General features: G+C 66.7%; 21 protein-coding genes and 1 pseudogene. 6 read left to right on the top strand and 16 right to left on the bottom strand.

What is annotated here, in order from left to right; translation table 11 throughout:
- Nucleotides 1-8: 8 nt before the first annotated feature.
- The 10 genes and pseudogenes from GGC47_RS23055 to pip all read right to left on the bottom strand — a co-directional run bounded on the left by GGC47_RS23055 (nucleotide 9) and on the right by pip (nucleotide 10,701).
- Complete coding sequence (locus GGC47_RS23055) at nucleotides 9-1,037, bottom strand: serine hydrolase domain-containing protein (RefSeq protein ID WP_429069067.1); 1,029 nt, start codon at nucleotides 1,035-1,037, stop codon at nucleotides 9-11.
- 23 nt (nucleotides 1,038-1,060) lie between these two features.
- Nucleotides 1,061-1,855, bottom strand: coding sequence for an ABC transporter ATP-binding protein (locus tag GGC47_RS23050; RefSeq protein WP_142022615.1), 795 nt, complete (start codon nucleotides 1,853-1,855; stop codon nucleotides 1,061-1,063).
- Nucleotides 1,852-2,019 (bottom strand): ABC transporter ATP-binding protein, encoded by a 168-nt coding sequence (locus GGC47_RS23045; RefSeq protein WP_429069189.1) that lies wholly within the window; start codon nucleotides 2,017-2,019, stop codon nucleotides 1,852-1,854. Before GGC47_RS23045 ends, GGC47_RS23050 begins: the two co-directional genes overlap by 4 nt.
- A gap of 162 nt (nucleotides 2,020-2,181) precedes the next feature.
- Nucleotides 2,182-2,640 (bottom strand): annotated as a pseudogene (locus tag GGC47_RS23040) (ATP-binding cassette domain-containing protein); the annotation flags it as partial.
- Nucleotides 2,641-2,710: 70 nt separating this feature from the next.
- Complete coding sequence (locus GGC47_RS23035) at nucleotides 2,711-3,637, bottom strand: ABC transporter permease (RefSeq protein WP_142022613.1); 927 nt, start codon at nucleotides 3,635-3,637, stop codon at nucleotides 2,711-2,713.
- A gap of 9 nt (nucleotides 3,638-3,646) precedes the next feature.
- Nucleotides 3,647-4,714, bottom strand: coding sequence for an ABC transporter permease (locus GGC47_RS23030; RefSeq protein WP_142022612.1), 1,068 nt, complete (start codon nucleotides 4,712-4,714; stop codon nucleotides 3,647-3,649).
- 10 nt (nucleotides 4,715-4,724) lie between these two features.
- Nucleotides 4,725-6,362 (bottom strand): ABC transporter substrate-binding protein, encoded by a 1,638-nt coding sequence (locus GGC47_RS23025; protein ID WP_142022611.1) that lies wholly within the window; start codon nucleotides 6,360-6,362, stop codon nucleotides 4,725-4,727.
- A gap of 91 nt (nucleotides 6,363-6,453) precedes the next feature.
- Nucleotides 6,454-7,884 (bottom strand): M20 family metallopeptidase, encoded by a 1,431-nt coding sequence (locus GGC47_RS23020; RefSeq protein WP_142022610.1) that lies wholly within the window; start codon nucleotides 7,882-7,884, stop codon nucleotides 6,454-6,456.
- Between the two features lie 14 nt (nucleotides 7,885-7,898).
- Nucleotides 7,899-9,713: a S9 family peptidase gene (locus GGC47_RS23015; protein WP_142022609.1), complete on the bottom strand. Its 1,815-nt coding sequence runs from the start codon at nucleotides 9,711-9,713 to the stop codon at nucleotides 7,899-7,901.
- A gap of 10 nt (nucleotides 9,714-9,723) precedes the next feature.
- Nucleotides 9,724-10,701 (bottom strand): prolyl aminopeptidase, encoded by a 978-nt coding sequence (gene pip / locus GGC47_RS23010; protein ID WP_429069060.1) that lies wholly within the window; start codon nucleotides 10,699-10,701, stop codon nucleotides 9,724-9,726.
- Nucleotides 10,702-11,026: 325 nt separating this feature from the next.
- Here pip and GGC47_RS23005 point away from each other — a divergent pair, with 325 nt between their 5' ends.
- The 4 genes from GGC47_RS23005 to GGC47_RS22990 all read left to right on the top strand — a co-directional run bounded on the left by GGC47_RS23005 (nucleotide 11,027) and on the right by GGC47_RS22990 (nucleotide 15,841).
- On the top strand, nucleotides 11,027-11,896 hold the full coding sequence (locus GGC47_RS23005; RefSeq protein ID WP_185748000.1) for an SDR family oxidoreductase: 870 nt from the start codon (nucleotides 11,027-11,029) through the stop codon (nucleotides 11,894-11,896).
- Between the two features lie 184 nt (nucleotides 11,897-12,080).
- The gene (locus GGC47_RS23000) at nucleotides 12,081-12,830 is read left to right on the top strand and encodes a gluconate 2-dehydrogenase subunit 3 family protein (protein WP_142022606.1); all 750 of its coding nucleotides are present in this window, start codon (nucleotides 12,081-12,083) and stop codon (nucleotides 12,828-12,830) included.
- A 3-nt stretch (nucleotides 12,831-12,833) separates the two neighbouring features.
- Nucleotides 12,834-14,600: a GMC family oxidoreductase gene (locus GGC47_RS22995; protein ID WP_429069056.1), complete on the top strand. Its 1,767-nt coding sequence runs from the start codon at nucleotides 12,834-12,836 to the stop codon at nucleotides 14,598-14,600.
- Between the two features lie 2 nt (nucleotides 14,601-14,602).
- Nucleotides 14,603-15,841, top strand: a complete 1,239-nt coding sequence (locus tag GGC47_RS22990) for a c-type cytochrome (RefSeq protein WP_370955776.1) — start codon at nucleotides 14,603-14,605, stop codon at nucleotides 15,839-15,841.
- 126 nt (nucleotides 15,842-15,967) lie between these two features.
- Here GGC47_RS22990 and GGC47_RS22985 read toward each other — a convergent pair whose 3' ends face one another.
- The 3 genes from GGC47_RS22985 to GGC47_RS22975 all read right to left on the bottom strand — a co-directional run bounded on the left by GGC47_RS22985 (nucleotide 15,968) and on the right by GGC47_RS22975 (nucleotide 18,670).
- Nucleotides 15,968-17,761 (bottom strand): ABC transporter ATP-binding protein, encoded by a 1,794-nt coding sequence (locus GGC47_RS22985; protein ID WP_142022603.1) that lies wholly within the window; start codon nucleotides 17,759-17,761, stop codon nucleotides 15,968-15,970.
- A 314-nt stretch (nucleotides 17,762-18,075) separates the two neighbouring features.
- Entirely contained in the window at nucleotides 18,076-18,249 is a 174-nt protein-coding gene (locus GGC47_RS22980; protein WP_156116002.1) for a hypothetical protein, read from the bottom strand.
- Between the two features lie 10 nt (nucleotides 18,250-18,259).
- The gene (locus tag GGC47_RS22975) at nucleotides 18,260-18,670 is read right to left on the bottom strand and encodes a rhodanese-like domain-containing protein (protein WP_112763141.1); all 411 of its coding nucleotides are present in this window, start codon (nucleotides 18,668-18,670) and stop codon (nucleotides 18,260-18,262) included.
- 138 nt (nucleotides 18,671-18,808) lie between these two features.
- Here GGC47_RS22975 and GGC47_RS22970 point away from each other — a divergent pair, with 138 nt between their 5' ends.
- On the top strand, nucleotides 18,809-19,501 hold the full coding sequence (locus GGC47_RS22970; RefSeq protein ID WP_038365468.1) for a DUF599 domain-containing protein: 693 nt from the start codon (nucleotides 18,809-18,811) through the stop codon (nucleotides 19,499-19,501).
- On the top strand, nucleotides 19,501-19,764 hold the full coding sequence (locus GGC47_RS22965) for a DUF3253 domain-containing protein (protein WP_038365466.1): 264 nt from the start codon (nucleotides 19,501-19,503) through the stop codon (nucleotides 19,762-19,764). Before GGC47_RS22970 ends, GGC47_RS22965 begins: the two co-directional genes overlap by 1 nt.
- 4 nt (nucleotides 19,765-19,768) lie before the next feature.
- Here GGC47_RS22965 and GGC47_RS22960 read toward each other — a convergent pair whose 3' ends face one another.
- The 3 genes from GGC47_RS22960 to GGC47_RS22950 form a co-directional block, all read right to left on the bottom strand.
- Nucleotides 19,769-20,557, bottom strand: coding sequence for a YdcF family protein (locus GGC47_RS22960; protein WP_038365464.1), 789 nt, complete (start codon nucleotides 20,555-20,557; stop codon nucleotides 19,769-19,771).
- Nucleotides 20,558-20,634: 77 nt separating this feature from the next.
- Nucleotides 20,635-21,147 carry a lysozyme inhibitor LprI family protein gene (locus tag GGC47_RS22955; RefSeq protein WP_142022602.1) on the bottom strand — a complete coding sequence of 171 codons (513 nt, stop codon included), beginning with the start codon at nucleotides 21,145-21,147 and terminating at the stop codon, nucleotides 20,635-20,637.
- 50 nt (nucleotides 21,148-21,197) lie between these two features.
- Entirely contained in the window at nucleotides 21,198-21,818 is a 621-nt protein-coding gene (locus GGC47_RS22950; RefSeq protein ID WP_142022601.1) for a glutathione S-transferase family protein, read from the bottom strand.
- Nucleotides 21,819-21,929: the final 111 nt, after the last annotated feature.

Genomic DNA, 21,929 nt, shown 5'->3' with positions numbered 1-21,929 from the left:
AACGCTGCTCAACCCTGCCGACGCGCTTCGAGGATCAGGCGCAGCAGGCGGCCGAAGGCGAAGCGGCTCACCTCCGTGCCCTTGATGTCGGTGTCGACGCGGTGGGTGATCACGAGGTCGAGCGAGGGAATGACGAGACAGGTCTGCCCGCCTACGCCCTGCGCGCTGTAGCTGCCGGCCGGCAGCACGACTCCGGGGAAGCCCGTGCCGGAGCGCTCGGTCCACCACATATAGCCATAGCCGCCGCGCGGCCCGGCATCGGAGAGCGGCAGCACGCTGGTCGCGACCCAGTTGGCCGGCACGACCTGCTCATCTTGCCAGCGGCCCTGCCGCAGGAACATCAGGCCGAAACGGGCGAGGTCGCGCGTCGACATCCGGAACGGATAGGCGGGATGAACCGAGCAATCGTCAGGCTCCAGCCAGCCGTCGCGCCGCTCGCTGTCGAGGCGGAAATCCTCCATGCCGAGCGGGCGGCCGATCCGCGCCAGGAAATCGTCATGGATGCCGGCGCCGGTCAGCGCCGTGAAGATCGTGCCGAGCGCGTTGAAATCCCAGTTGTTGTACAGCCAGAAGGCACCCGGCGGCTGCGAATGGCGGGCCGGCTTGATCGACTTCATCCAGGGCGATTCATAGCCGGCGGGGTGGAAGATGCCTGAGCGCGCCGTCAGCAGATCATAGATCGTCGCCGCCTTCTCGCGCTCGCTGAGGCCTTCCTTGTCGTCGATGCCGAGATCGGCGAGCGTGCGCGACAGGTCGATCCGGCCTTCTTCCTCATGGATGCCGATCAGGGCGCTGAGGAAGCTCTTGCGGACGGAATGGCACTGGTAGCGATGGGCGAGATCGCCGCGGCTCGCCACCACGCGCCCGCCCTGCACGATCATCAGCGTCGCCGTCGAGATGGTATCGGCGAAGCGCCAGGCCCGGTCGAGCCCCTCGCGCGACCAGCCTGCCGCCTCCGGCGAGACGCTCTCCCAGCCCTTCGCCGGCCAATGCTCCGCACCCAGGGCTTCGCCCCTCATCACTGTCTCGTCCATCATCTGATCCTCCGCAGCCCGGCCGCTCACGCGATCGGGCGATAACCGACGCTCGCCTCGAGGAACTCGCGCGTATAGGGCTCATGCGCCCGGCCCGCCCTGACGTCGGCGGCGCTCATCTCCTCGAGAATGCGGCCCTCGCTCATCATCGCGACGCGCTCGCAGAGATGCGTCACCACCGCGAGATCGTGGCTGACCATCAGATAGGTCAGGTCGCGGTCACGGCGGAGCTGCTTGAGCAGGTTGAGGATTTCCGCCTGCACGGAGACGTCCAGCGCCGAGGTCGGCTCGTCCAGCAGCAGCAGCTCAGGCTCGATGATGAGCGCGCGGGCGATCGCGACGCGCTGGCGCTGCCCACCCGAGAGCTCGTGCGGGAAGCGATAGCGGAAGGACGGCCCGAGGCCGACGGCGGTCAGGATTTCGTCGATGCGCTCCTGCGGCCGGTCGAAGCCGTGGATCTTCAGCGGCTCGGCCAGCACGTTCTGCACCATCTTGCGTGGATGCAGCGAGGAATAGGGGTCCTGGAACACCATCTGCACGCGCCGGAAGAAAGCCTTGTCGCGCTTATGCGGCACCTCGCGATCCTGGAAGCTGATCGTGCCGCCATACTCGCTGTTGAGCCCGGCAAGCGCGCGCAGCACGGTCGACTTGCCGCAGCCGGATTCGCCGATCAGCCCGAAGGCTTCGCCATGGCCGAGCGTGAAGGAGACGTCGTCCACCGCCTTCAGCATCGAGCTGCCACGGCCGAAGACGACCGAGAGATGGCTGACCGTCAGCGCGGCCGGGCGGCTCACCGCCGAAGCGGGATCGACAGCGCTCATGCCCGGCTCCCGCTCTGCAAGGTCGGCCCATCCAGCCAGGCCGGGTCGCGGCTCGGCACCTGCAGCATGTCGGCCTGCCGGTCGAGCCGCGGCAGGCTGTCGAGCAGCGCACGGGTATAGGGATGGCGGGCATTGCGGAGCTCCCGCGCCGGGATGTCCTCCATGATCCGGCCGGCATACATCACCAGCACGCGGTCGCAGAAATCCGCCACCAGATTGAGGTCGTGGCTGATGAAGATCAGCCCGGCGCCGCGCCGCGTCACCAGCTCGTCGAGGATGCTCAGCACCTGCCGCCGGATGGTGACGTCGAGCGCCGAGGTCGGCTCGTCCGCGATGATCAGGTCAGGCTCCGGGATCAGCATCATCGCGATCATGATGCGCTGGCCCATGCCGCCCGAGACCTCGTGCGGGAAGAGCTTGAAGACGCGCGCGGGGTCGCGGATCTTCACCGCCTCCAGCATGGCGAGCGCCCGCGCCTCAGCCTCCTTGCCGCCGACCTTGTGGTGCAAGCGGTAGGCCTCGGTGATCTGCTCGCCGACCCGCATCAGCGGATTGAGTGAGAATTTCGGGTCCTGCAGGATCATCGAGATGCGGTTGCCGCGGATGGTCCGCATCTGGCGCTCGCTGGCGGCGATGAGGTCGATCCCGTCGAAGGAGAGCTTCCTGGCGGAGATGGTCGCCGCCTTCGGCGTCAGCTTCAGGATCGTGCGCCCCGTCAGCGACTTGCCGGAGCCGGATTCGCCGACGATGCCGACCTTCTCGCGGCCGACACTGAAGGAGATGCCGCGCACCGCCTGCACCGAGCGATGCGCGCCCTTGAAGGTGACGGAGAGGTCCTCGACCTCGAGCAGCGGCTTATCCATGACGCGGGTCCAGGATGTCGCGCAGGCCGTCGCCGAACAGGTTGAAGGCCAGGCTGGTGACGAGGATGGCGAGGCCGGGAATGCCGGCGATCCAGCCATTGGTCAGGATGAACTCGCGGCCCGAGGCCAGCATCGCGCCCCATTCCGGGCTCGGCGGCTGCGCGCCCAGGCCGAGGAAGCCGAGGCCGGCCGCCGTCAGGATGATCGACGCCATGCTCAGGGTGATGCGCACCACGACGGAGGGGATGCACATCGGCACGACATGGCCGAGGATGATCCGCAGCGGCGACGCGCCCTGCAGGCGGACCGCCGCGATGTAGTCGGACTTGCGGATCGACAGCGTTTCGGCCCGCGCCAGCCGCGCGATCGGCGGCCAGGCGGCGAGCGCGATCGCAATGATCGCATGGTCGATGCCGGGCCCGAGCGCCGCGACGAAGGCGAGCGCCAGCACCAGGCTCGGGAAGGCCAGGAAGATGTCGACGATGCGCATCAGCACGGTATCGACCCAGCCGCCGAGATAGCCGGAGGTCGTGCCGACGATCAGCCCGAGCGGCGCGGCGATCACAGCCGTCAGCAGGGCGATGTAGAGCGTGATCCGGGCGCCGAAGACCAACCGGCTGAAGATGTCGCGGCCGAGCTCGTCGGTGCCGAACCAATGCGCAGCCGAAGGCCGTTGCAGGCGCTTGGTCAGGTCCTGCGCGTAGATGTCGTGGGTCGCGACGAGGGGCGCGAACAGCGCCACCAGCACGATCAGAACGATGACGGCGAGGCCGAACATGGCGGCAGGATTGGCCCTGAGCCGCCACCATTTCAGCGACAATTGCTGCATCCGCGCCTGGAAGGGCGAGGACGGAACGGGCGCCGCGAGCCAGGCCTTGAGGCCCCGCCCGCCGGCCTGGTCGATGGATTGTGGTGTCATGGCCATGCCTCAGCGGGTCCGCGGGTCGAAGACCCGGTAGAGCAGGTCGCACAACAGGTTGAGCGTGACGAAGATGACGCCGACCAGCAGCGTGCAGCCGACGACGGCGTTCATGTCGCCGGCGAGCAGCGCATTGGTCAGGTAGCGGCCGAAGCCCGGCCAGGCGAAGACCGTCTCGGTCAAGACCGCGCCTTCGAGCAGGAAGGCGTAGGACAGCGCCACCACCGTCACCACCTGCACGGCGATGTTGCGGAAGGCATGGCCCCAGACGGTGCGCGCCCAGGACAGGCCCTTCACCCGCGCCGTCACCACATATTCCTGGCTGAGCTGCTCCATCATGAAGCTGCGGGTCATCCGGCTGATATAGGCGAGCGAGCTGAAGGCCAGGATCGAGGCCGGCAGGATGATGTGCGACACCGCATTGCCGAACATCTCCCAGTTGCCGGCGAGAAGACTGTCGATCAGCAGGAAGCCGGTGACGGGCTCGAGGTCGAACTCGTAGGTGAAGTCGATGCGACCGGGGCCGCCGACCCAGCCCAGCGTCGCGTAGAACAGCACCAGCCCCATCAGGCCGAGCCAGAAATTCGGCGCGGAATAGCCGATCAGGCCGACGACCCGGACGATCTGGTCGACAAGGGAACCGCGATACATCGCCGAGAGCACACCGAGCGGGATGCCCAGGCTGGTTCCGATGACGATCGCGACGCTGGCGAGCTCGATCGTCGCCGGGAAGACGCGGGCGATATCGGCCATCACCGGCTTGCCGGTGGTCAGCGCCATCCCGAAATCGAGATGCAGCACACCCCAGATATAGCGGCCGAATTGGACATAGAGCGGCTGGTCGAGACCGAGCTGCTTGTACATCGCCTGATAGGCTTCCTGGGTCACGTTGTCGCCGAGCACGGCGACGACGGGATCGAGTGGCAGCAGACGGCCGATGAAGAAGGTCAGCGCTGCCAGCCCGAGCAAGGTGACGGCGAAGGATGCGAGGATCCGGCCCGATACCTTGAGCCAGGACGGAAGAATCCGCCCTGGTTCGGTGCCCGGGCCGGACGCCGCTATGGCGGTCCGGGACATCGCGGCGGCCTTACTTGGTCGCCAGCTCGTAATAGGTCCGGAAGCCGTTCCAGGTCCACGACTTCAGGTCCTTGCGCACGCCGGCGACGTTGTTCATCTGGAACATGAAGGCCATCGGGCCCTTGGCCATGACGTCCTTCTGGAGCGCCGCATAAAGCGCGTCGCGCCTGGCCGGATCGGGCTCGAGCAGCGCCTCGTCGACCTTCTTGTTGAGCTCGAGATCCTGATAGGCCGAGCGCCAGCTCGGATACTGGGTCTGCTTCGCTTCGAGCCGGTTGTCGGGGTTGAAGACGAGGCGCGAGGCGTTGCCATGCGCATCCGGCACGTTGGTCTGCCAGGCCAGCATCGCCGACTGGTATTCGCGCCCGCGCACCTTGCTGAAGAGCTGGGCATTGGCCATGCGTTCGAGCGAGAGCTTGACGCCGACCTTGGCCGCATTCTGCTGCACACTCTGGGCGATCGGGTTCGAATGCGGCAGCGTGCCGAAGATCATCGTCGCCTCGAAGCCGTTGGGATAGCCCGCCTCCGCCAGGAGCTGCTTGGCCTTGTCGAGGTCGAGCTTGAAGGGCTGGCCTTCCTTCGCGTCGAGCGCACCGACGGCGCCGAGCTGGGCGAAGCTGGCGCGCGGCACGCCGAGATGGGTCATCACCGTCTTGCCGAGGCCGTCATAGTCGATCAGGTAGCGCATCGCGAGGCGCACCTTCTCCTTGGAGAACGGGCCGTCGGCGACGTTGAAGCCCCAATAGAAGAGCTGTGGCCGCAGGACCTTGTTGATCGTGATGTCCTTGGAGGACTCGAGATCCCGCAGGTCCTCCGGGGTCAGGTCGCGCGCCACATCGACATCGCCCTGGCTCAGCAGCAGGCGCTGGGTGCCGGGCTCCGCGACATGGCGGATCAGCACGCGCTTGAGTGCAGGCGCCTTGCCCCAATAGCCATCATTGGCTTCGAGCACGATCGACTCGCCGGCATTCCAGCGCGTCAGCTTGTAGGGGCCGACGCAGGCCGTGCGCGTCGCCAGATATTTGTTGCCGAGATCGCCGCCCTGTTCGTTCGCCATCAGGGTCTTCTTGTCCATCACCATGGACACCCGGTTGGCCGCGATCGACTGCAGCACGAGCGTCGTCGGATAGGGCTTGTCGAGCTTGAAGACGAGCGTGTCGTTCGGGCCCGCGACGATGGTCTGCTCGACATTGTCCCTGGTGAAGCCGAACTCGGTCAGCGTCGCCGCGTTGCCGAAATTGAGCTTGACGACGCGGTGCAGCGACCAGGCGACATCCTCGGCCGTGACGGGATTGCCGGAGGGGAATTTCGCGCCCTTCTGCAGATGGAAGGTGATCTCCTTGCGGTCCGGCGAGACGTCCCAGCGCTCGGCGAAGCTCGGCACGACCTTGCGCTCGTCGGCCGGGTCGAAATCGGCCAGCGTATCGCAGGTGTTCTGCAGGATCTCGTTGGTGACGACCTCACCGACCTGGGCGGGGTCGAATGTGCTGATCGCGTCGACGTTCCACGCCATCACCAGCGCGTTCTTCGGCGTCGCAGCAACGGCCACTCCCGCGCCGGCGCAAAGGGCGGCGACTGCCGCGGCGGAAAGCAGCTTGCGTCCGGCGAGGCGTCGCTTGATTACGATCTCGTCGTTTCGGTTGGTCATGATCTCGATCCCGCTCTTTGATTATTGTTTGATTGGAAACGCATATGTCGTCCGGGAGCAGCCTTGCGGTTGCTCCCGAGGTCGCGCCGACTCAGGCGGCGGCAGCAGGCCGCGGCTTGATCGGCGGCTTCACATCGGCCGGGATCGGGCAGACATAGGGCGTCCGCGTCACCCGCTCCTGATGGTCCTTCTTGGCGCGCGCCAGCAGCGTCTCGTCGCTGATCACGTCGACCGCGGTCGCCGCCATGATCTTGGCGGCATGGACCATGCCCTTGTGCGCCGCCGGCGCCTTGCCCTGCGCCGTGATCTGCCAGGAATGGCCGGGCGTGCCGATGGCATGGGTCGCAACCCGCGCCTGGATGGTCGGCACCTTCCAGCTGACATCGGCGACATCGGTCGAGCCGATCATCGGCACGCCGCGCGTGCCTTGCGGCACGACGAAATCGCACAGCGGCGTGTTCTCGCGCGGCGCGATCCCGGTCTTGCGATAATCGTTGAGGATGTCGGCCGGGCCGAGCGTCGCCTGGATCTTGGCCGCATAGGCCTTGTCCGCCGCGTCGAAGGGCACGGGGCCGAGCCGGTCGATGTTCTTGAACATCGCGTCTTCCAGCGGCGTATTGCCGAGCATGTTGGAGACCGCGCTCATGATCGAGATCGAGACTGCGGTCTCGGTCATCAGCGCCGCGCCCTCGGCGATCTTCTTCACGCGCTCGTTGAGTTCCAGCATGCCGGCGAGATCACGCGCGCGGATGGCGTAGCGCACCTTGGCCGAGGCCTGCACGACGTTGGGCGCAATGCCGCCAGCATCGAGATAGGCATAGTGGATGCGGGCATCGGACGGCATATGCTCGCGCATGTAGTTGACGCCGACATTCATGAGTTCCACCGCATCGAGCGCCGAGCGGCCGAGATGGGGCGCAGCCGCAGCATGCGAGGCGCGGCCGGTGAACTGGAAATCCATCCGGGTGTTGGCGAGCGACAAGGCATCGTCGACCTTGGTCATCGAGGCCGGGTGCCAGGATATCGCGACATCGACATCGTCGAAGGCGCCGGCCCGCACCATGAAGGCTTTGGCCGCACCGCCCTCTTCCGCCGGGCAGCCGAAATAGCGCACGCGCCCCGGCCGACCGGTCCTGGCAAGCCAGTCCTTCACCGCGGTCGCCGCCAGCAATGCGGCCGAGCCCAGCATGTTGTGGCCGCAGCCATGGCCGTGGCCTCCGGCCTCGACCGGCTTCGGCTCGGCGATATTGGCCTCCTGGCTCAAGCCCGGCAGCGCGTCGTATTCCCCGAGGATAGCGATGACCGGGCCGCCCTCGCCCGCCTCGGCCATCACGGCAGTCGGAATGCCCGCGACGTTCTCGGTGATGCGGAAGCCCTGCTCCTTGAGCATCGCGATATGCTCGCCGACCGAGCGATACTCGGTATAGGCGATCTCGGGCATGCCCCAGACGCGGTCGCTCAGTGCCTCGAAAGGCTGCCGCTTGGCATCGACCAGCTCCCAGATGATCTCGGAATTCTGCATGGCTGGTATCCTTTCTACAGATGCTCTCGCAGGAAACGGGCCACCCCGCCGAAGACGGTGCGCCGGTTCTCGATCCGGGCGAAGCCATGGCCCTCATGCGGGATGCGCAGATACTCGACCGGCCGGCCGAGGCCGCGCAGCACCGAATAGACCATCTCGCTCTCGCCCGGCGGCACGCGGGGGTCGTCGAGCCCCTGCGCGATGAAGAGCGGCACGCGGATGCGGTCGAGCTTGTGGGTCGGCGAGAAGCGGATCAGGTTCTCGCTATCCGCGACCGGATCGCCATATTCGACAGCGCGCAGATAGCGCCGCCACGGCCCGGTCGTCTCCAGCAGCGTCAGGAAATTGGCGATCCCGTAGAACTCGATGCCGACCTTCCACAAATCCGGCTGCTCGGTCAGCGCCGCCAGCACCATGAAGCCGCCATAGGAGCGGCCATAGACGGCGACGCGGTCATCGTTCACGTCGGATTGCTCGCGCAGCCAGAGCCGGACCGCCTTGAGGTCGGCGACGCTATCCATGCGCAGATGCTTGTCGTCGAGATGATGGTAGCTGCGGCCATAGCCGGTCGAGCCGCGCACGTTCGGCGCGACCACCATGATGCCCTGGCTCAGGAAGAACTGCAGGTCGGCCCGGAAGATCGGGGTCCACTGCGCCTCCGGCCCGCCATGGACCACGACGACGGCAGGATAGCCCCCTTCCGGCGCCTTGCCGCGCGGCCGGTAGACGAAGAACGGTACTTCGAGCCCGTCGAAGCTTTTCGTAGTAGCGACCGTCGGCTCGACGAAACCGGCCGGATCGATCCCCGCCTTCGAGGCATCCGTCAGGCGCTTGACCTGCTTGGTCGCACTATCGAAGCGCCAGATATCCGGCGACGAGGCCGATCCGTCGAGGGGAAAAACTAGCCCCGAGCCATCAGGCAGCCAGGCGACGGAGCCGATCGAACCGGCAGGAAATCCCTCGACCTCGAACTCGGCCCCATCAGCGATCTCGCGCACGAAGATCCGGTTCCAGCCGCGATCATTCGCGATATAGGCCAGACGGTTCTGATCCGGCGCCAGCGCCACGGCCTCGATATCCTGCCCGTCGCGCTCGACGATCCAGTTCAGCGCGCCATCGGCCGCCGAACGGAAGGCGACGCTAAGAAATTCCCGACCCTGATCGGTGATCGTGAAGAAGCCGCTGCCGTCCTTCTTCATCCGGCTGGCAGCATAGCGGGCGCGGCCCTCATGCGGCAGCAGCGCCTCGCGCGCCCCGCTTTCGAGATCGAGCCGATAGAGGTCCTGGTCGTTCATCGCATGGGTGGCGTCGGCCACCAGAAGCGAGCGCCCATCCGGGAAGAAGGCGACGGCCTCGCGATAGCCGCTGCCCTCGAAGACACGCCGCGCCGCCCGCGTCGCCATGTCCATCACATAGATGTCCATATGCTCGCGGTCGCGCGCGTTCGAGGCGAAGGCGATGCGCTGCCCGTCCGGCGCCCAGCAACCCCAGACATGCACCACGGTCGGATCGTCGGTCAGCGACTGCGGCACGCCGGAGGCATCCGGTATGAGCCAGAGCTGGTGGCGCTCGTCGCCGCCGCAATCCATCGTGAAGAGCAGGTCGCGGCTCTTCGGGTTGAAGGCGATCGAACCGACCGGCTCCGGCATGTCGGTCAGGCGCCAGGGCGCCCCGCCGGCCAGCGGCCGGAGCCAGATCTGGTGCGTGCCGCTCTCGTCGCTGAGATAGGCGAGAAGCTCGCCATCCGGAGCGATAGCCGGGCTCTTGGCGCTGCGGATTTCGAGATAGGGCTCGATGCCCGGGCGGATCTGGCTGGCGGCTTCGGACATGGTGCTTCCTTCAGGCCGCGAGGGCCGGCATTGAATCGCGTAGGCGATCGGTCGCATCACGCAAAGCCAGCGACAGGGCCGGGGCGCTCGGCGTCGCCGCGTGATTGGCCTCGGTCACGATGGTGAAGCGGGCCTCGGGCCAGGCCGTCTTGAGGCGCCAGGCCGTACACATCGGCGTCACGATGTCGTAGCGCCCCTGCACGATCTCCGCCGGCAGGTGGCGGATGCGCGAGACGTCGCGCAGCAATTGCCCGGGTTCGAGGAAGGCGCCGTTGACGCAGTAATGCGTGAAGATGCGGGCGAGCGCGAGCGCCGCATCCGGCTCGGTCAGCGCCGCGACATGCTCGGCATCGGGTAGGAAGGTCTGCGTCTTCCCCGAGAATGTCCTGAGGCTGATCGCAGCCGCGATCTGCTGCTCGTGGTCAGGTCCGGTCAGCCGGCGATAATAGGCGCCGAGCAGGTCGTCGCGCTCCGCTTCCGGCACGAAAGTGGCGAAGGTCTCCCAATGGTCCGGGAAGATCGTGCGCGAGCCGTGGAACCACCAGTCGATCTCGGAGCGCTCGGCCATGAAGATGCCGTGCAGGCGGAAGCCGAGGCACCGCTCCGGGTGGGCCTGTCCATAGGCGAGACCGAGGCAACTGCCCCAGGATCCGCCCGTGACGAGCCAGCGCTCGATGCCGAGATGCTCCCGGATTCGTTCGAGATCGGCGATCAGCGCCTGCGTGGTATTGCCCGCGAGTTCCGCCGAAGGGCTGGAGCGCCCTGCCCCGCGCTGGTCGAAGGTCACGAGGTGGAAGGCCGCCGGATCGAAGGTCCGGCGCTGGGCCGGTTTGGTGCCCGCGCCGGGGCCGCCATGCAGGAAGACGACGGGAATTCCCTCGGGATTGCCGCTCAGTTCGACCTGCAACGCGTGGCCGTCACCGACCGGGAGACGTAGCGAGCGGTAAGGCTCGACCACGGGATAGAGAGCGCTCTCGTCGTCAGGCACATCGGGCTCCGCTGCACGGGAGCGCCGCGACGCTCCCCATGCGACCGGAGGATGGCACGCCCGAACCATCGCTGGCCAATGCATTTGGAATGAGTTGTTATGACGATCTGGAATAGTTTTACGTGAACCGACGGTGGCAAATGCTTCTTTGCTTGAAGGTTCGTGTCACGATCTCAAAGGCTTAACCGCCTGATCCCGTGCCGATCATCCTCGAACCATGTTGCGGCTTCGCCATTCGGCCAACGGCGCGCTCGGGTGAGGTGCGGACACCTGCCGAGGGTCGTGTAGAATTTGCGCAGCGGAGAACCGGAAGCGGGAGCGACTTGTGCGCGTCAGAGTGCTTGTCACTGGCGGTAATGGGCGACTGGCACGCGCGTTGGCGCGAACGGGCGGCTCAAACGTTCGCACGCTTTCGAGCGCGGAACTCGACATCACCAATGCCGCTTCCATCCGGTCCACACTTGATCGATTGCGCCCGGATGTTGTGATCAATGCTGCAGCGCTCAGCAGCGTCGAGGCCTCCGATACCGCCCCGGAGCGCGCGCGTTCCGTCAATGCCACCGCGCCGGGGTATATCGCCCAGGCCTGCGCCCGGCTGGGAACGCCTTTGATCCATATCTCGACCGACTATGTGTTCGGGGCTGAAACCCTCCGACCGTGGCGCGAGTCGGATCCGGTCTCGCCCCTCAACAGCTATGGCCGCCTGAAAGCGGAAGGCGAGCGCAATGTCCTGGCCGTCGGCAGCAGGGTTTGTATCGCGCGCGTCGCGTGGCTCTTCGGAGACGGCAAAGACTTCATCGCGAACCTGCTTCGGGCCGATGCCGACACGGTGAAAGTGGCGCATGACCAGACAGGTTCCCCGACTCCGATCCGCCAGCTTGCCAAGAGACTATTGGCGCTGGCTGAGCGCATGAACGCGGGCGAAGCCATTCCGCAGATGCTCCATCTGGCCGGATCGCCGCCAGTGTCGCGCGCCGATTGGGTCGCCTCGGCGTTCGAATCTCTTCAGCGGGCGGGAAGGAAGACGCCAAAACTGCTGCGGGTGCCCATGGCAGAATTCGGTGGCGGCGCCCCCCGTCCACATTACAGCGCCCTCGATTGCAGCCTTGCCGCAGAACTCTTTGGCGAAGAGCTCGACTGGCGCATTTCGACGGCGCAGCCCGAGACCTTCACCGAGCAGATCATGCCGGCTTAGAACCGCCAACAGACCATCGGCAGGCGCTCACATGGCCGATCTCCGCGAAGAGGTGAGGCCGGCGTCATGCGGCCCGCGCATGGCTGATGCTGTAAACGGGGCTCTTATTCGAATTTGTCGCAGTATAGGTTGGCTGGGCGGCTCGCTACGAAAGCTGAGCCCGCAAGAGAACGGTTGGTAGGCGATGCTCTCCACCAAAACCACGCGGCCCAACCGCCGGCAGTTCCTCTCCTCGACGGCGATCGCCCTGTTTCTCGGCTCGACCGGGCGAGGCCTTGGCGAGACAATCGCCGGCAGCCCGCCCTGGAAGCCCTTTGACGCCAGCCCGCCGCAGACGCTGGGCTCCGGCACCTGGTATTTCCTGACGCCCGACGAGGTCCGCACCGTGGGCGCGATCACCGAGCGCCTGATCCCGGCCGACGAATTGAGCGTCAGCGGCAAGGATGCCGGCTGCGTCGAGTTCATCGACCGGCAGCTCGCCGGCAGCTATGGCTCCTCCGAGCGGCTCTACATGAAGGGGCCGTTCCAACCCGGCACGCCCGAACAGGGCGACCAGTTCCCGCTCGACCCGCGTCAGCGCTACCGGCTGGGGCTCGCGGGCCTTCAGGCGCATTGCCGCGAAACCTATCAGAAGGCCTTCGCCGATCTGCCGCCCGAGCAGCGCGACCAGGTCCTGACCCAGCTTCAGACCGGCGCGATCACGCTGAAGGATGTCGATGGCAAGGCCTTCTTCGCGCTCCTCCTGCAGAACACCATGGAAGGCTTTTTCGCCGACCCGATCTATGGCGGCAACAGGGAGATGGTGTCGTGGCGGATGCTCGGCTTTCCCGGGGCGCGCTACGATTACCGCGACTACATCGACAAGCATAACCAGAAGCTCGATTTGCCCCCGCTCAGCATCGCCGGGCGGTCCGAATGGCGCGTGAAGGATTGAGCCATGGCCACGAAACTGCCCGCGACGGATGTGGTGGTGGTCGGCCTCGGCTGGGCGGGATCGATCATCGCCAATGAACTGACGGACCAGGGGCTCTCGGTCGTCGCCTTCGAGCGCGGCCCCTGGCGCGAGACGGCGCGCGACTTCAACATCGCCTCCGCCCCGGATGAGCTGCGCTACAGCCAGCGCCAGGAGCTGATGCTCCAGACCGCGCAGAACACCGTCACCGCGCGCAACAACCCGTCCCAGACGGCGCTGCCGATGCGCAGCTGGGGCTCGTTCCATCCCGGCAACGGCACGGGCGGCGCCGGCAACCACTGGGCCGGCATCACCTTCCGTTTCCAGCCGGAGGAGTTCCGGCTCAAATCCCATCTCACCGAGAAATATGGCGCAGGCGCCATCCCGGCCGAGCTCACCTTGCAGGACTGGGGCACGGATTGGAGCGAGATGGAGCCGTTCTACACGGCGTTCGACCGGCTTGCCGGGCTCTCCGGCCGGGCCGGCAACCTCAAGGGCCAGATCCGCGAGGGCGGCAACCCGTTCGAGGGGCCTCGCTCGGAAGAATACCCGACCGGCCCGATGCGCCAGCCCTACGGGCCGACCCTGTTCGCGCAGGCCGCCAAGGAGCTCGGCTACAAGCCCTTCCCGGTTCCCTCGGCGCTGATCTCCGAGGCCTATACGAACCCGCTCGGTGTCACGATGGGGCCCTGCACCTTCTGCGGCTTCTGCACCAATTACGGCTGCGCCAACTACTCCAAGGCGAGCGCGATCACGACCGTCCTGCCCGTGCTGGTGCGAAAATCCAATTTCCGGGCACAGACCAATTCCGAGGTGCTGAGGGTCACGCTCGACGCCACCGGCAAGCGCGCCACCGGCGTCGTCTATATCGACACCTCCGGCAAGGAATGGGAGCAGCCGGCCGACCTCGTCATCGTCACCGCCTTCACCTTCGAGAATGTGCGGCTGATGCTGCTCTCGGGCGTGGGCACGCCCTATGACCCCGAGACCCAGACGGGCACGACAGGGCGCAACTACGCCTATCAGACCGCCAACAACGTCCAGCTCTTCTTCGACGACAAGAACTTCAACCCCTTCATCGGCGCCGGCGCGCTCGGCATGGGGATCGACGATTTCAACAACGACAATTTCGACCATTCCGGCCTGGGCTTCTTCGGCGGCGGCAGCATCCGCGTCACGCCGATCGGCGCGGCCCCGATCGGCTACCGGCCGACACCGCCCGGCACACCGCTCTGGGGTTCGGAGTGGAAGCGCCAGACCGTCAAGAACTACCTCAGCTCCATGTCGATCGGCTGCGAGGCGTCGAGCTATGCGACGCGCACCAACTATCTCTCGCTCGACCCGACCTATACCGACCGGCTCGGGCGGCCGCTGCTGCGCATCACCTTCGATTTCACGCAGAACGACCTGAAGATGTCGCAATACTGCACCGACAAGGTCGCCGGCATCGCCAAGGCGATGAACCCGCGCCAGTTCGTGCCCCATCCGATGACCGGGCACTGGAACACCGGCCCCTACCAATCCTCGCATGTGGTCGGCGGCTTCGTCATGGGCGCGGATCCCAAGACGAGCGCGGTCAACAAATACCTGCAGAGCTGGGATGTGCCCAATCTCTTCGTGGTCGGCGCCTCGGCCTTCCCGCAGAACCCCGGCTACAACCCGACGGGAACCGTCGGCGCCCTCGCCTTCAAGGCGGCCGACGCCATCCGCCGGCTCTATCTCAAGAACCCCGGCCCGTTGGTGAGCGCATGAGGATGCTCCTTTCCAAACGGCTCGGCAGGGCCGCCTTCGCCGCCTTCATGACCGCCGCCATTCCGGTCGGCGCGCAGGTCACCGGTGACGCCGCCTTCTCGCAGGTCGAGAAAGGGCGCTACCTCGCAGTCCTGGGAGACTGCGCGGCTTGCCATACCGCACCGGGCTTGCCGCCTTTCGCCGGCGGGGTGGTGCTGCAGACGCCCTTCGGCAATCTCGTCGCCCCCAACATCACGCCCGATCCCGGGACCGGGGTCGGGAGCATGTCGCTCCAGGACTTCCAGAGCGTGATGTCGAAGGGCATCGGCAAGGGCGGCTATCATCTTTATGGCGCGATGCCCTTCACCGCCTACACCAAGGTGACCGCGCAGGATAACGCGGCGATCTGGGCCTATCTGCAGACGCTGGAGCCGGTGAAGAACAAGATCGAGCCGAACCAGTTGCCGTTTCCGTTCAACATCCGCGCCAGCCTGATCGGCTGGAACCTGCTCAACTTCACCCAAGGCGAGTTCAAGCCCGATCCGGCGAAATCGCCCGACTGGAACCGGGGCGCCTATATCGTCGAGGGGCTGGGCCATTGCGGCACCTGCCATACGCCCAAGAACCTGATCGGCGGCGACAAGAACAGCCAGTTCCTCGAAGGCGCGACGCTGCAGGGCTGGTTCGCGCCCAACATCACCGCCGACCCGCATAAGGGCATCGGCGCCTGGAGCGAGGACGAAATCGTCCAGTATCTGAAGACGGGCGCCAACCGCTTCGACATCGCGTCGGGCCCCATGGCCGAGCTGGTCGAGAAATCGTCGCAGCACTGGACGGACGCGGATCTGAAGGCCGTGGCGGTCTATCTCAAGGCTGGCCGCAATGGCGAGGCGAAGGCGCCTTCACCGCTGCCCGCCGGCGACAAGCTGATGACAGCCGGGCAGGCAATCTTCGCAGACCGCTGCATGGGCTGCCATCTGTCGAACGGAGCCGGCGTGCCGAAGCTCTTTCCGCGTCTGGCAGAGGCGCCGCTCGTCAATGCGGGCGATCCGACCTCGCTCATACGCGTCGTGCTCGCGGGAAGCCGGGCCGGCGCCACAGAGGCCGTTCCGACAGGTCCCGCGATGCCCTCCTTCGCCTGGAATCTCGGCGACCAGGAGATTGCGGCGGTTCTCACCTATGTCCGAAACAGCTGGGGCAATGCTGCAGCGCCCGTCGAGGCGAAGGATGTCGCAACGTTGCGGAAGACTCTGGCACCCTAGCCCGATCGAAGCTCGGCACCCGCCTGCAGCTCCCCGCACAGCATCGCGCGAGACCCCAGATAAGCCCGTCGGCAAAACGAAAGGGCCGCTCGCGCGGCCCTTTCGGTCTCGGAGCAGGCTGACGGCTTACGCCGCCAGCCCCTTGGCCAGTTCGCTGACCTGCTTCTCGAACAGCGCGCGATAGGCGCCGTCCTCGCGGGTCAGCAGGGCCTCGTGCGGCCCCTCCTCGACCACCTGGCCGCGATCGAAGACCAGGATGCGGTCCATCGCCCTGACCGTCGAAAGACGGTGCGCGATCACGATCGTGGTGCGGCCCTCCATCAGGCGCTCGATCGCCTGCTGGATCAGCGCCTCCGATTCCGAATCGAGGCTCGAGGTCGCCTCGTCCAGGATCAGGATCGGCGCATCGGCCAGGAAGGCGCGGGCCAGCGCGACGCGCTGGCGCTCGCCGCCCGAGAGCTTGATGCCACGCTCGCCGACCAGCGTGGCGTAGCCCTTGGGCAGGCGCATGATGAAGTCATGCGCGTTGGCGAGCTTCGCCGCCTGCTCGATCTGGGCCTGCGAGGCGCCGGGCCGGCCATAGGCGATGTTCTCGGCCAATGAGCGATGGAACAGCACCGGCTCCTGCTGAACGATCGCGATCTGCCGGCGCAGGCTCTCCTGCGTGACGCTCGCGATGTCCTGCCCGTCGATCGCGATGCGGCCCGCCGTGACATCGTAGAGCCGCTGCACCAGCTTGACGAAGGTCGTCTTGCCGGAGCCCGAGCGGCCGACGAGGCCGACCTTCTCGCCGCCACGGATGGTCAGCGAGAAGTCGCGATAGAGCGGGTGGTGATGGCCGCCATAGTGGAAGGTCACGTCCTCGAAGGCGATCTCGCCCGCCGTCACCCCCATCGCCACCGCCCCCTTCCGGTCCGGCACGCCATAGGGAAGGTCGTGCATCCAGACCAGCTCCTCCATGTCGTTGACCGAGCGCTGCAGGTTGTGGATGTGCTGGCCGACATCGCGCAGATAGCCGTGCACCACCGCATAGGCCGTGAGAACGAAGGCGACATCGCCCGTGCTCGCCTGCCCGTTCAGCCACAGCCAGATCACGAGGCCGATCACCGCCGCCCGCAGGAAGAGCAACACGACGAGCTGGCCGGTGCCGGCCCAGGTGCCACGCAGCCAGGCGCGCCGCGTCCTCAGGCTCCACTTCGCCACGACGGTCGCGAGCCGCAGATCCTCACGCGTCTCCGCGCCATAGGCCTTCACCACCGGGTTGCAGGTGATGGCATCGGCCAGGGAGCCGCCGAGACGGGTGTCCCAGGCGTTGCCGAGCCGCGCCGCCGGCGCGACGAAGCGTAGCGACAGCACCAGCGTCAGCCCGATATAGGCGAGCGCCCCCGCCGCCACGACGAGCCCCATCACCGGCCAATGCCAGGCCAGCAGCGCCGTCATGCCGAGCAGAATGACGAGCGAGGGCAGCAACGCGATCAGAATCGTGTCGGTCATCAGGTCGAGCGCCCACATGCCACGCGTGATCTTGCGCACCGTCGAGCCGGCGAAGTTGTTCGCATGCCAGTCGGTGGAGAAGCGCTGCAGCCGCGCGAACGCTTCCTGCGCCACGTTGCTCATCGTGCGCAGGGTCATGACCGTGATCCCGGTGAAGGCGAAATGCCGCCCGAGCACCGTGATCGCGGCGAGCACCATCATCGCGCCCAGCGCCCATAGCGCCGCATCCGCGCTGCCGACGCCGCTGGCGACCGCATCGACGAGCCGACCGGCATAGACCGGCGTGAACAGCTCCGCGAGCGTGGACACGATGGTGACGCCCGCAACCCAAGCGACCTGGCCGGGCAGGCGTGCCCAATGACTGAAAGTGAAGCCGAGAACGGCCCGGAACGGCTCCCGCCGCCCGGTTTGAGTATCGAGAGACATAGCGTCATTCGGCGCCAGGACGGCAGCCGACTCCGAATCAAGGTGGAGACGACGACGGGACGCCAGTCTCCAGAAAAAGGGAAAAGGTTTGAAAAAGGCTCTGGGAGGCCGCGGCAGGCGGGCCTCGTGCGAGACCGACCTAGTGCCGGTTTGGTCGCTCGGGAGCGACGATGATCATGAATTTCATTCAGTCCTCCCTTGTTCGTGTTGGAGCCGGAGAATCAAAATGCCTGATCCGCGGGCAGAACGCAAGCCACCCTCCCATGCGCCGGTCGCACAGGTCGCCCTCCCCCATTTCAAATCGGGATAGACCGCTACCAGAACAGCGCCAGCACTCGCAGCGCGATCACCAGCACGAAGGCGGCGATGATCGTGGCCAGCACCTGCTGGCGCTTGGCGCGATTCGGAAACTGCCGGGCGAGCAGTCGCCCGAGCGGCTTGCGGAAGATGAAGGCGGCAACCAGCAGGACGATGACGATATGGGACAAGGCGTCGGTCTCAAGCCCTGGCCGCTGGGGCGGCTTCGACCGCTGCGCCGGCCTTCTTCCAGGCCCCGAAACCGCCATCGATATGCGCGACCGGCTTCAGCCCCATCTCCTGCGCCGTCCTCGCCGCGAGCGCCGAGCGCCAGCCGCCGGCGCAGAAGAAGACGAAGCGCTTGTCCTCCTGGAACACCGGCTTGGCATAGGGGCTTTCCGGATCGATCCAGAATTCCAGCATGCCGCGCGGGCAGTGGAAGGCTCCGGGCATACGCCCTTCCCGCTCGAGCTCGCGCGGATCGCGCAGGTCGACGAAGACGACATCGTCCCGGCCGTGCAGCGCCCGCGCCTCTTCGACGGAGAGCGTCTCGACCGCCTGCCCGGCCTCGGCGAGCAGCGCCTTGTAGCCCTTCGTGATCACCTGCGGCATGGCCTCGTCTCTTGGGGTCTGCGGGCGCGGCGTGACGACAGCCCGCGTAGCGTCAATGACATCGCCCTCTCTTGCTGCCACCGGCGCCGCGAAGCAAGCTGCTTGCCTCGGCAGCAAGAGAAATGGCAGAGCGGCGCCATGTTCGGTTTCACCCCCTTCGACCTGTTTGCGCTGGCCTTCTACGCCGCGTCCTGGATCGGCTACCATTATGCCGTCGAGCTCGGCCCGCATGCGCCCAAGAGCCTGAACATGCGCATGAACCAGCGCCGCGCCCGCTGGGTGCGCGAGGCGATGATGCGCGACAACCGGATCGTCGACACCCAGGTCATGAACGGCCTGCAGAACGGCACGGCCTTCTTCGCCTCGACCTCGCTGATCGCGATCGGCGGCACGCTCGCCTTGCTGCAATCGACCGACCGTGTGGTCGCGATCTTCGGCGACCTGCCCTTCGTCCCGATGACCCAGCGTGCGGCCTGGGAGCTGAAGGTGATCGGGCTCGCCATCATCTTCGGCTACGCCTTCTTCAAGTTCGCCTGGGCCTATCGGCTGTTCAACTATTGCGTGATCCTTGTCGGCGCGCTGCCCTCCGCGCGCAATCACGACGAGAAGGAGGCCCGCAACGCCGTGCACGAGACGATCGAGATGAACGTCGCGGCCGGGCGTCATTTCAATCGCGGCCAACGCGCCTTCTTCTTCGCGCTGGCCTATCTCGGCTGGTTCCTCGGGCCGATCACCTTCCTCATCTTCACCGGCTCCGTACTGGTGGCAATGTACCGGCGCCAATACGCTTCCGACGCCGCCCGCGTCTTCCGCTACCCCGAGGATCCTTGATGGCCGACCAGGCGACGCTCGAAACGACGATCCTCGATCTGCTGGCGCGGCAGGAGCCCGGCCGCACGCTCGCGCCGATGGATGTCGCCCGCGCGATCGGCGGCGACCATCCCGATGGCTGGGGCCCGCTGATGCAGCCTCTGCGCCGCGCCGCGGTGAAGCTGATGAAGGAAGGCCGGCTCGTCATCACGCGTAAGGGCCGCCCGGTCGACCCCGACGATTTCCGCGGCGTCTACCGGCTTTCCTTGCCCGACACGCCCTGACGATTCAGGGGCCGGGAAACAGCGTGTCCGTATAACCGGCGAGACGATAGGCGACGAGGCCAACCCATTCCTTGAAGCCATTATCGGCGATCTCGAGCGCGCGCGGCGCGCGGCTATAGGGCTGGGTGAAATCATCCGGCTTGCCGCGCGACCAGTAGTCGACCGGGAAGGCCTCGACCGCGAAGCCTGCCTTGCGGAAGACGCCCATTGCGCGCGGCATGTGCCAGGCCGAGGTCACCAGCAGCCAGCGCTCGCCGGGCTTGGGATCGACGAGGCGGCGCGTGAAGACCGCGTTTTCGAGGGTGTTGCGCGACTTGTCCTCCAGGATGAGCCGGCCCGGTTCCAGTCCGAGCCCCTCCATCAAACGCTTGGCGCCATCGGCCTCGGTCACCGTCGCCTCCGAGATCAGATTGGCGGCGCCGCCCGCGAAGACGATCTTGGCCTGCGGGTGCAGGCGCGCCAGCTCCACCGCCTTCGTCATCCGCGAGGCCGAGGCATTGAGCACGACGTCGCCGCGCGCCAACCCGATCGCCCCGCCGAGCACGACGATGCCGGTCACCGGCCCCTTCGCCGCGTCCTGCTGCGGAAACCGGTCCTCCAGCGGGCGGATGACCGCACGCGGCAGCGGGCTGAACGCCATCAGCCCGAGCATGATCACCGCAAACAGCCCGAGCCAGCGCGCGGGCCGCGCGAAGCGGGTGAAAGCGAGGAGCGCCGCAAGTCCGGCCAGCAGGATGACGAAATTGACCGGCGAGAACAGGAACCAGACAATCTTGGAAAGGACGAAGAACATCGCTGGCCCGGATCGAGAGGAAGATCGCGCACCCGCTATAGCCGCCGAATGCTGACAGCTTTCTAAAGCCGCTCTCTTCAGCGAATGATCTGCGGGGGACTCTGCGGGCGCCGCGACGGCGTCCGAGGCAGCGACTTCGCCACCTCGATCGCGCGCTCGGCCACCTCACGCAATTCGCAGCCGGCCTGCCGGCCGGGCTGGAGGCCGTCGCGCTGGCCAGCGCCGTAGAGCGCGCATTTCTGCGCGACATAGCTTTCCCAGGTCAGTTGCAGCGCCGCGAGCCGGCTGCGTTGGCCGGCATCGAGCGGACGCGAAGCCATCTGCAAAGCGAGGCCCAGCCGCTCGCGCCAGGCCACCTCCTCGCGACGAGCGCATCCGGCCTCCGCCCCACGTGGGTCGCTGCTGGCGGCACGGACGCAAGGCACCGCGACAGCGCCGATGCAGGCTGCCGGCGATGCGCCATTGTCCCGCAGGCATGCGGCGAGCTGGGTCCGATCCGCCGGAGCGGCCGGTGCCGGCGTCGAATCCTGCGCCAGCGCCGGCACGGAGAGGGAAGTCAGGATGCAAAGCGCGGCGAAGGAACGGATCATCCCCGCATCATGCCAGCCGCCGCCTTGCGATCAAGCCGCCAGGCGCGTCCTCACGCAATCGGCAACGGCAACGCGGCCTTGGCCGCCGGTCGCGCGAAAATCGTCTCGTACCAGCGCCGCACTGCCGGCCGCTCCACGCGCTCGACCGGCATGTTGAGCCAGCGATGTGCGCCACAGCCGACAGTGATGTCCGCCACACCGATGCGCTCCCCTGCCAGGAAGGGCCGCTCCGCCAACTGGTCCTCGATGATCGCCATCAGCGCCTCGGCCCGCTTCATGCCCTCGGTAATCACCTTGGGCTCGGTATAGCCCGGCACCTTGCGCACCACGCCCCAAAGCACCGGCGCCAGCGCCGGCTGCAACTCGGAGAGCATCCAGTCCATCCAGCGTTCGGCTTCGGCCCGCCGCGCCGGCTCCTCCTCCCACAAGGTGGAGGCGCCATAGCGTGCCGCCAGATAGCGCACGATGCTGTTCGACTCCCACAGACGAAAGGCGCCATCCTCCAGCACGGGAATCTGCCTGTTCGGGTTCATCGCGCGAAATTCCGGCGTATCGAGCCCTCCGAACGGACCGCCGACATCGACGCGCTCGAAAGCCTGCCCGACCTCCCCGGCCGCCCAGACGACCTTCTGGACATTGATCGAGCTCAAACGCCCCCAGATCTTCAGCATGACCGGCCCTCTCAGGCGAATTCCATGATCACGGCATCGACAGCGAGCGAGTCGCCCTCCTTCGCCAGGATCTTGGCGATGGTGGCGTCCTTTTCGGCGCGCAGCACGTTC

Origin of the sequence: Allobosea sp. OAE752, from assembly GCF_050433265.1 — a bacterium.
Taxonomy (GTDB): Bacteria; Pseudomonadota; Alphaproteobacteria; order Rhizobiales; family Beijerinckiaceae; genus Allobosea; species Allobosea spartocytisi.
Note: the sequence above shows the minus strand (reverse complement) of the source record. Positions and strands in the feature narration are given on the sequence as shown.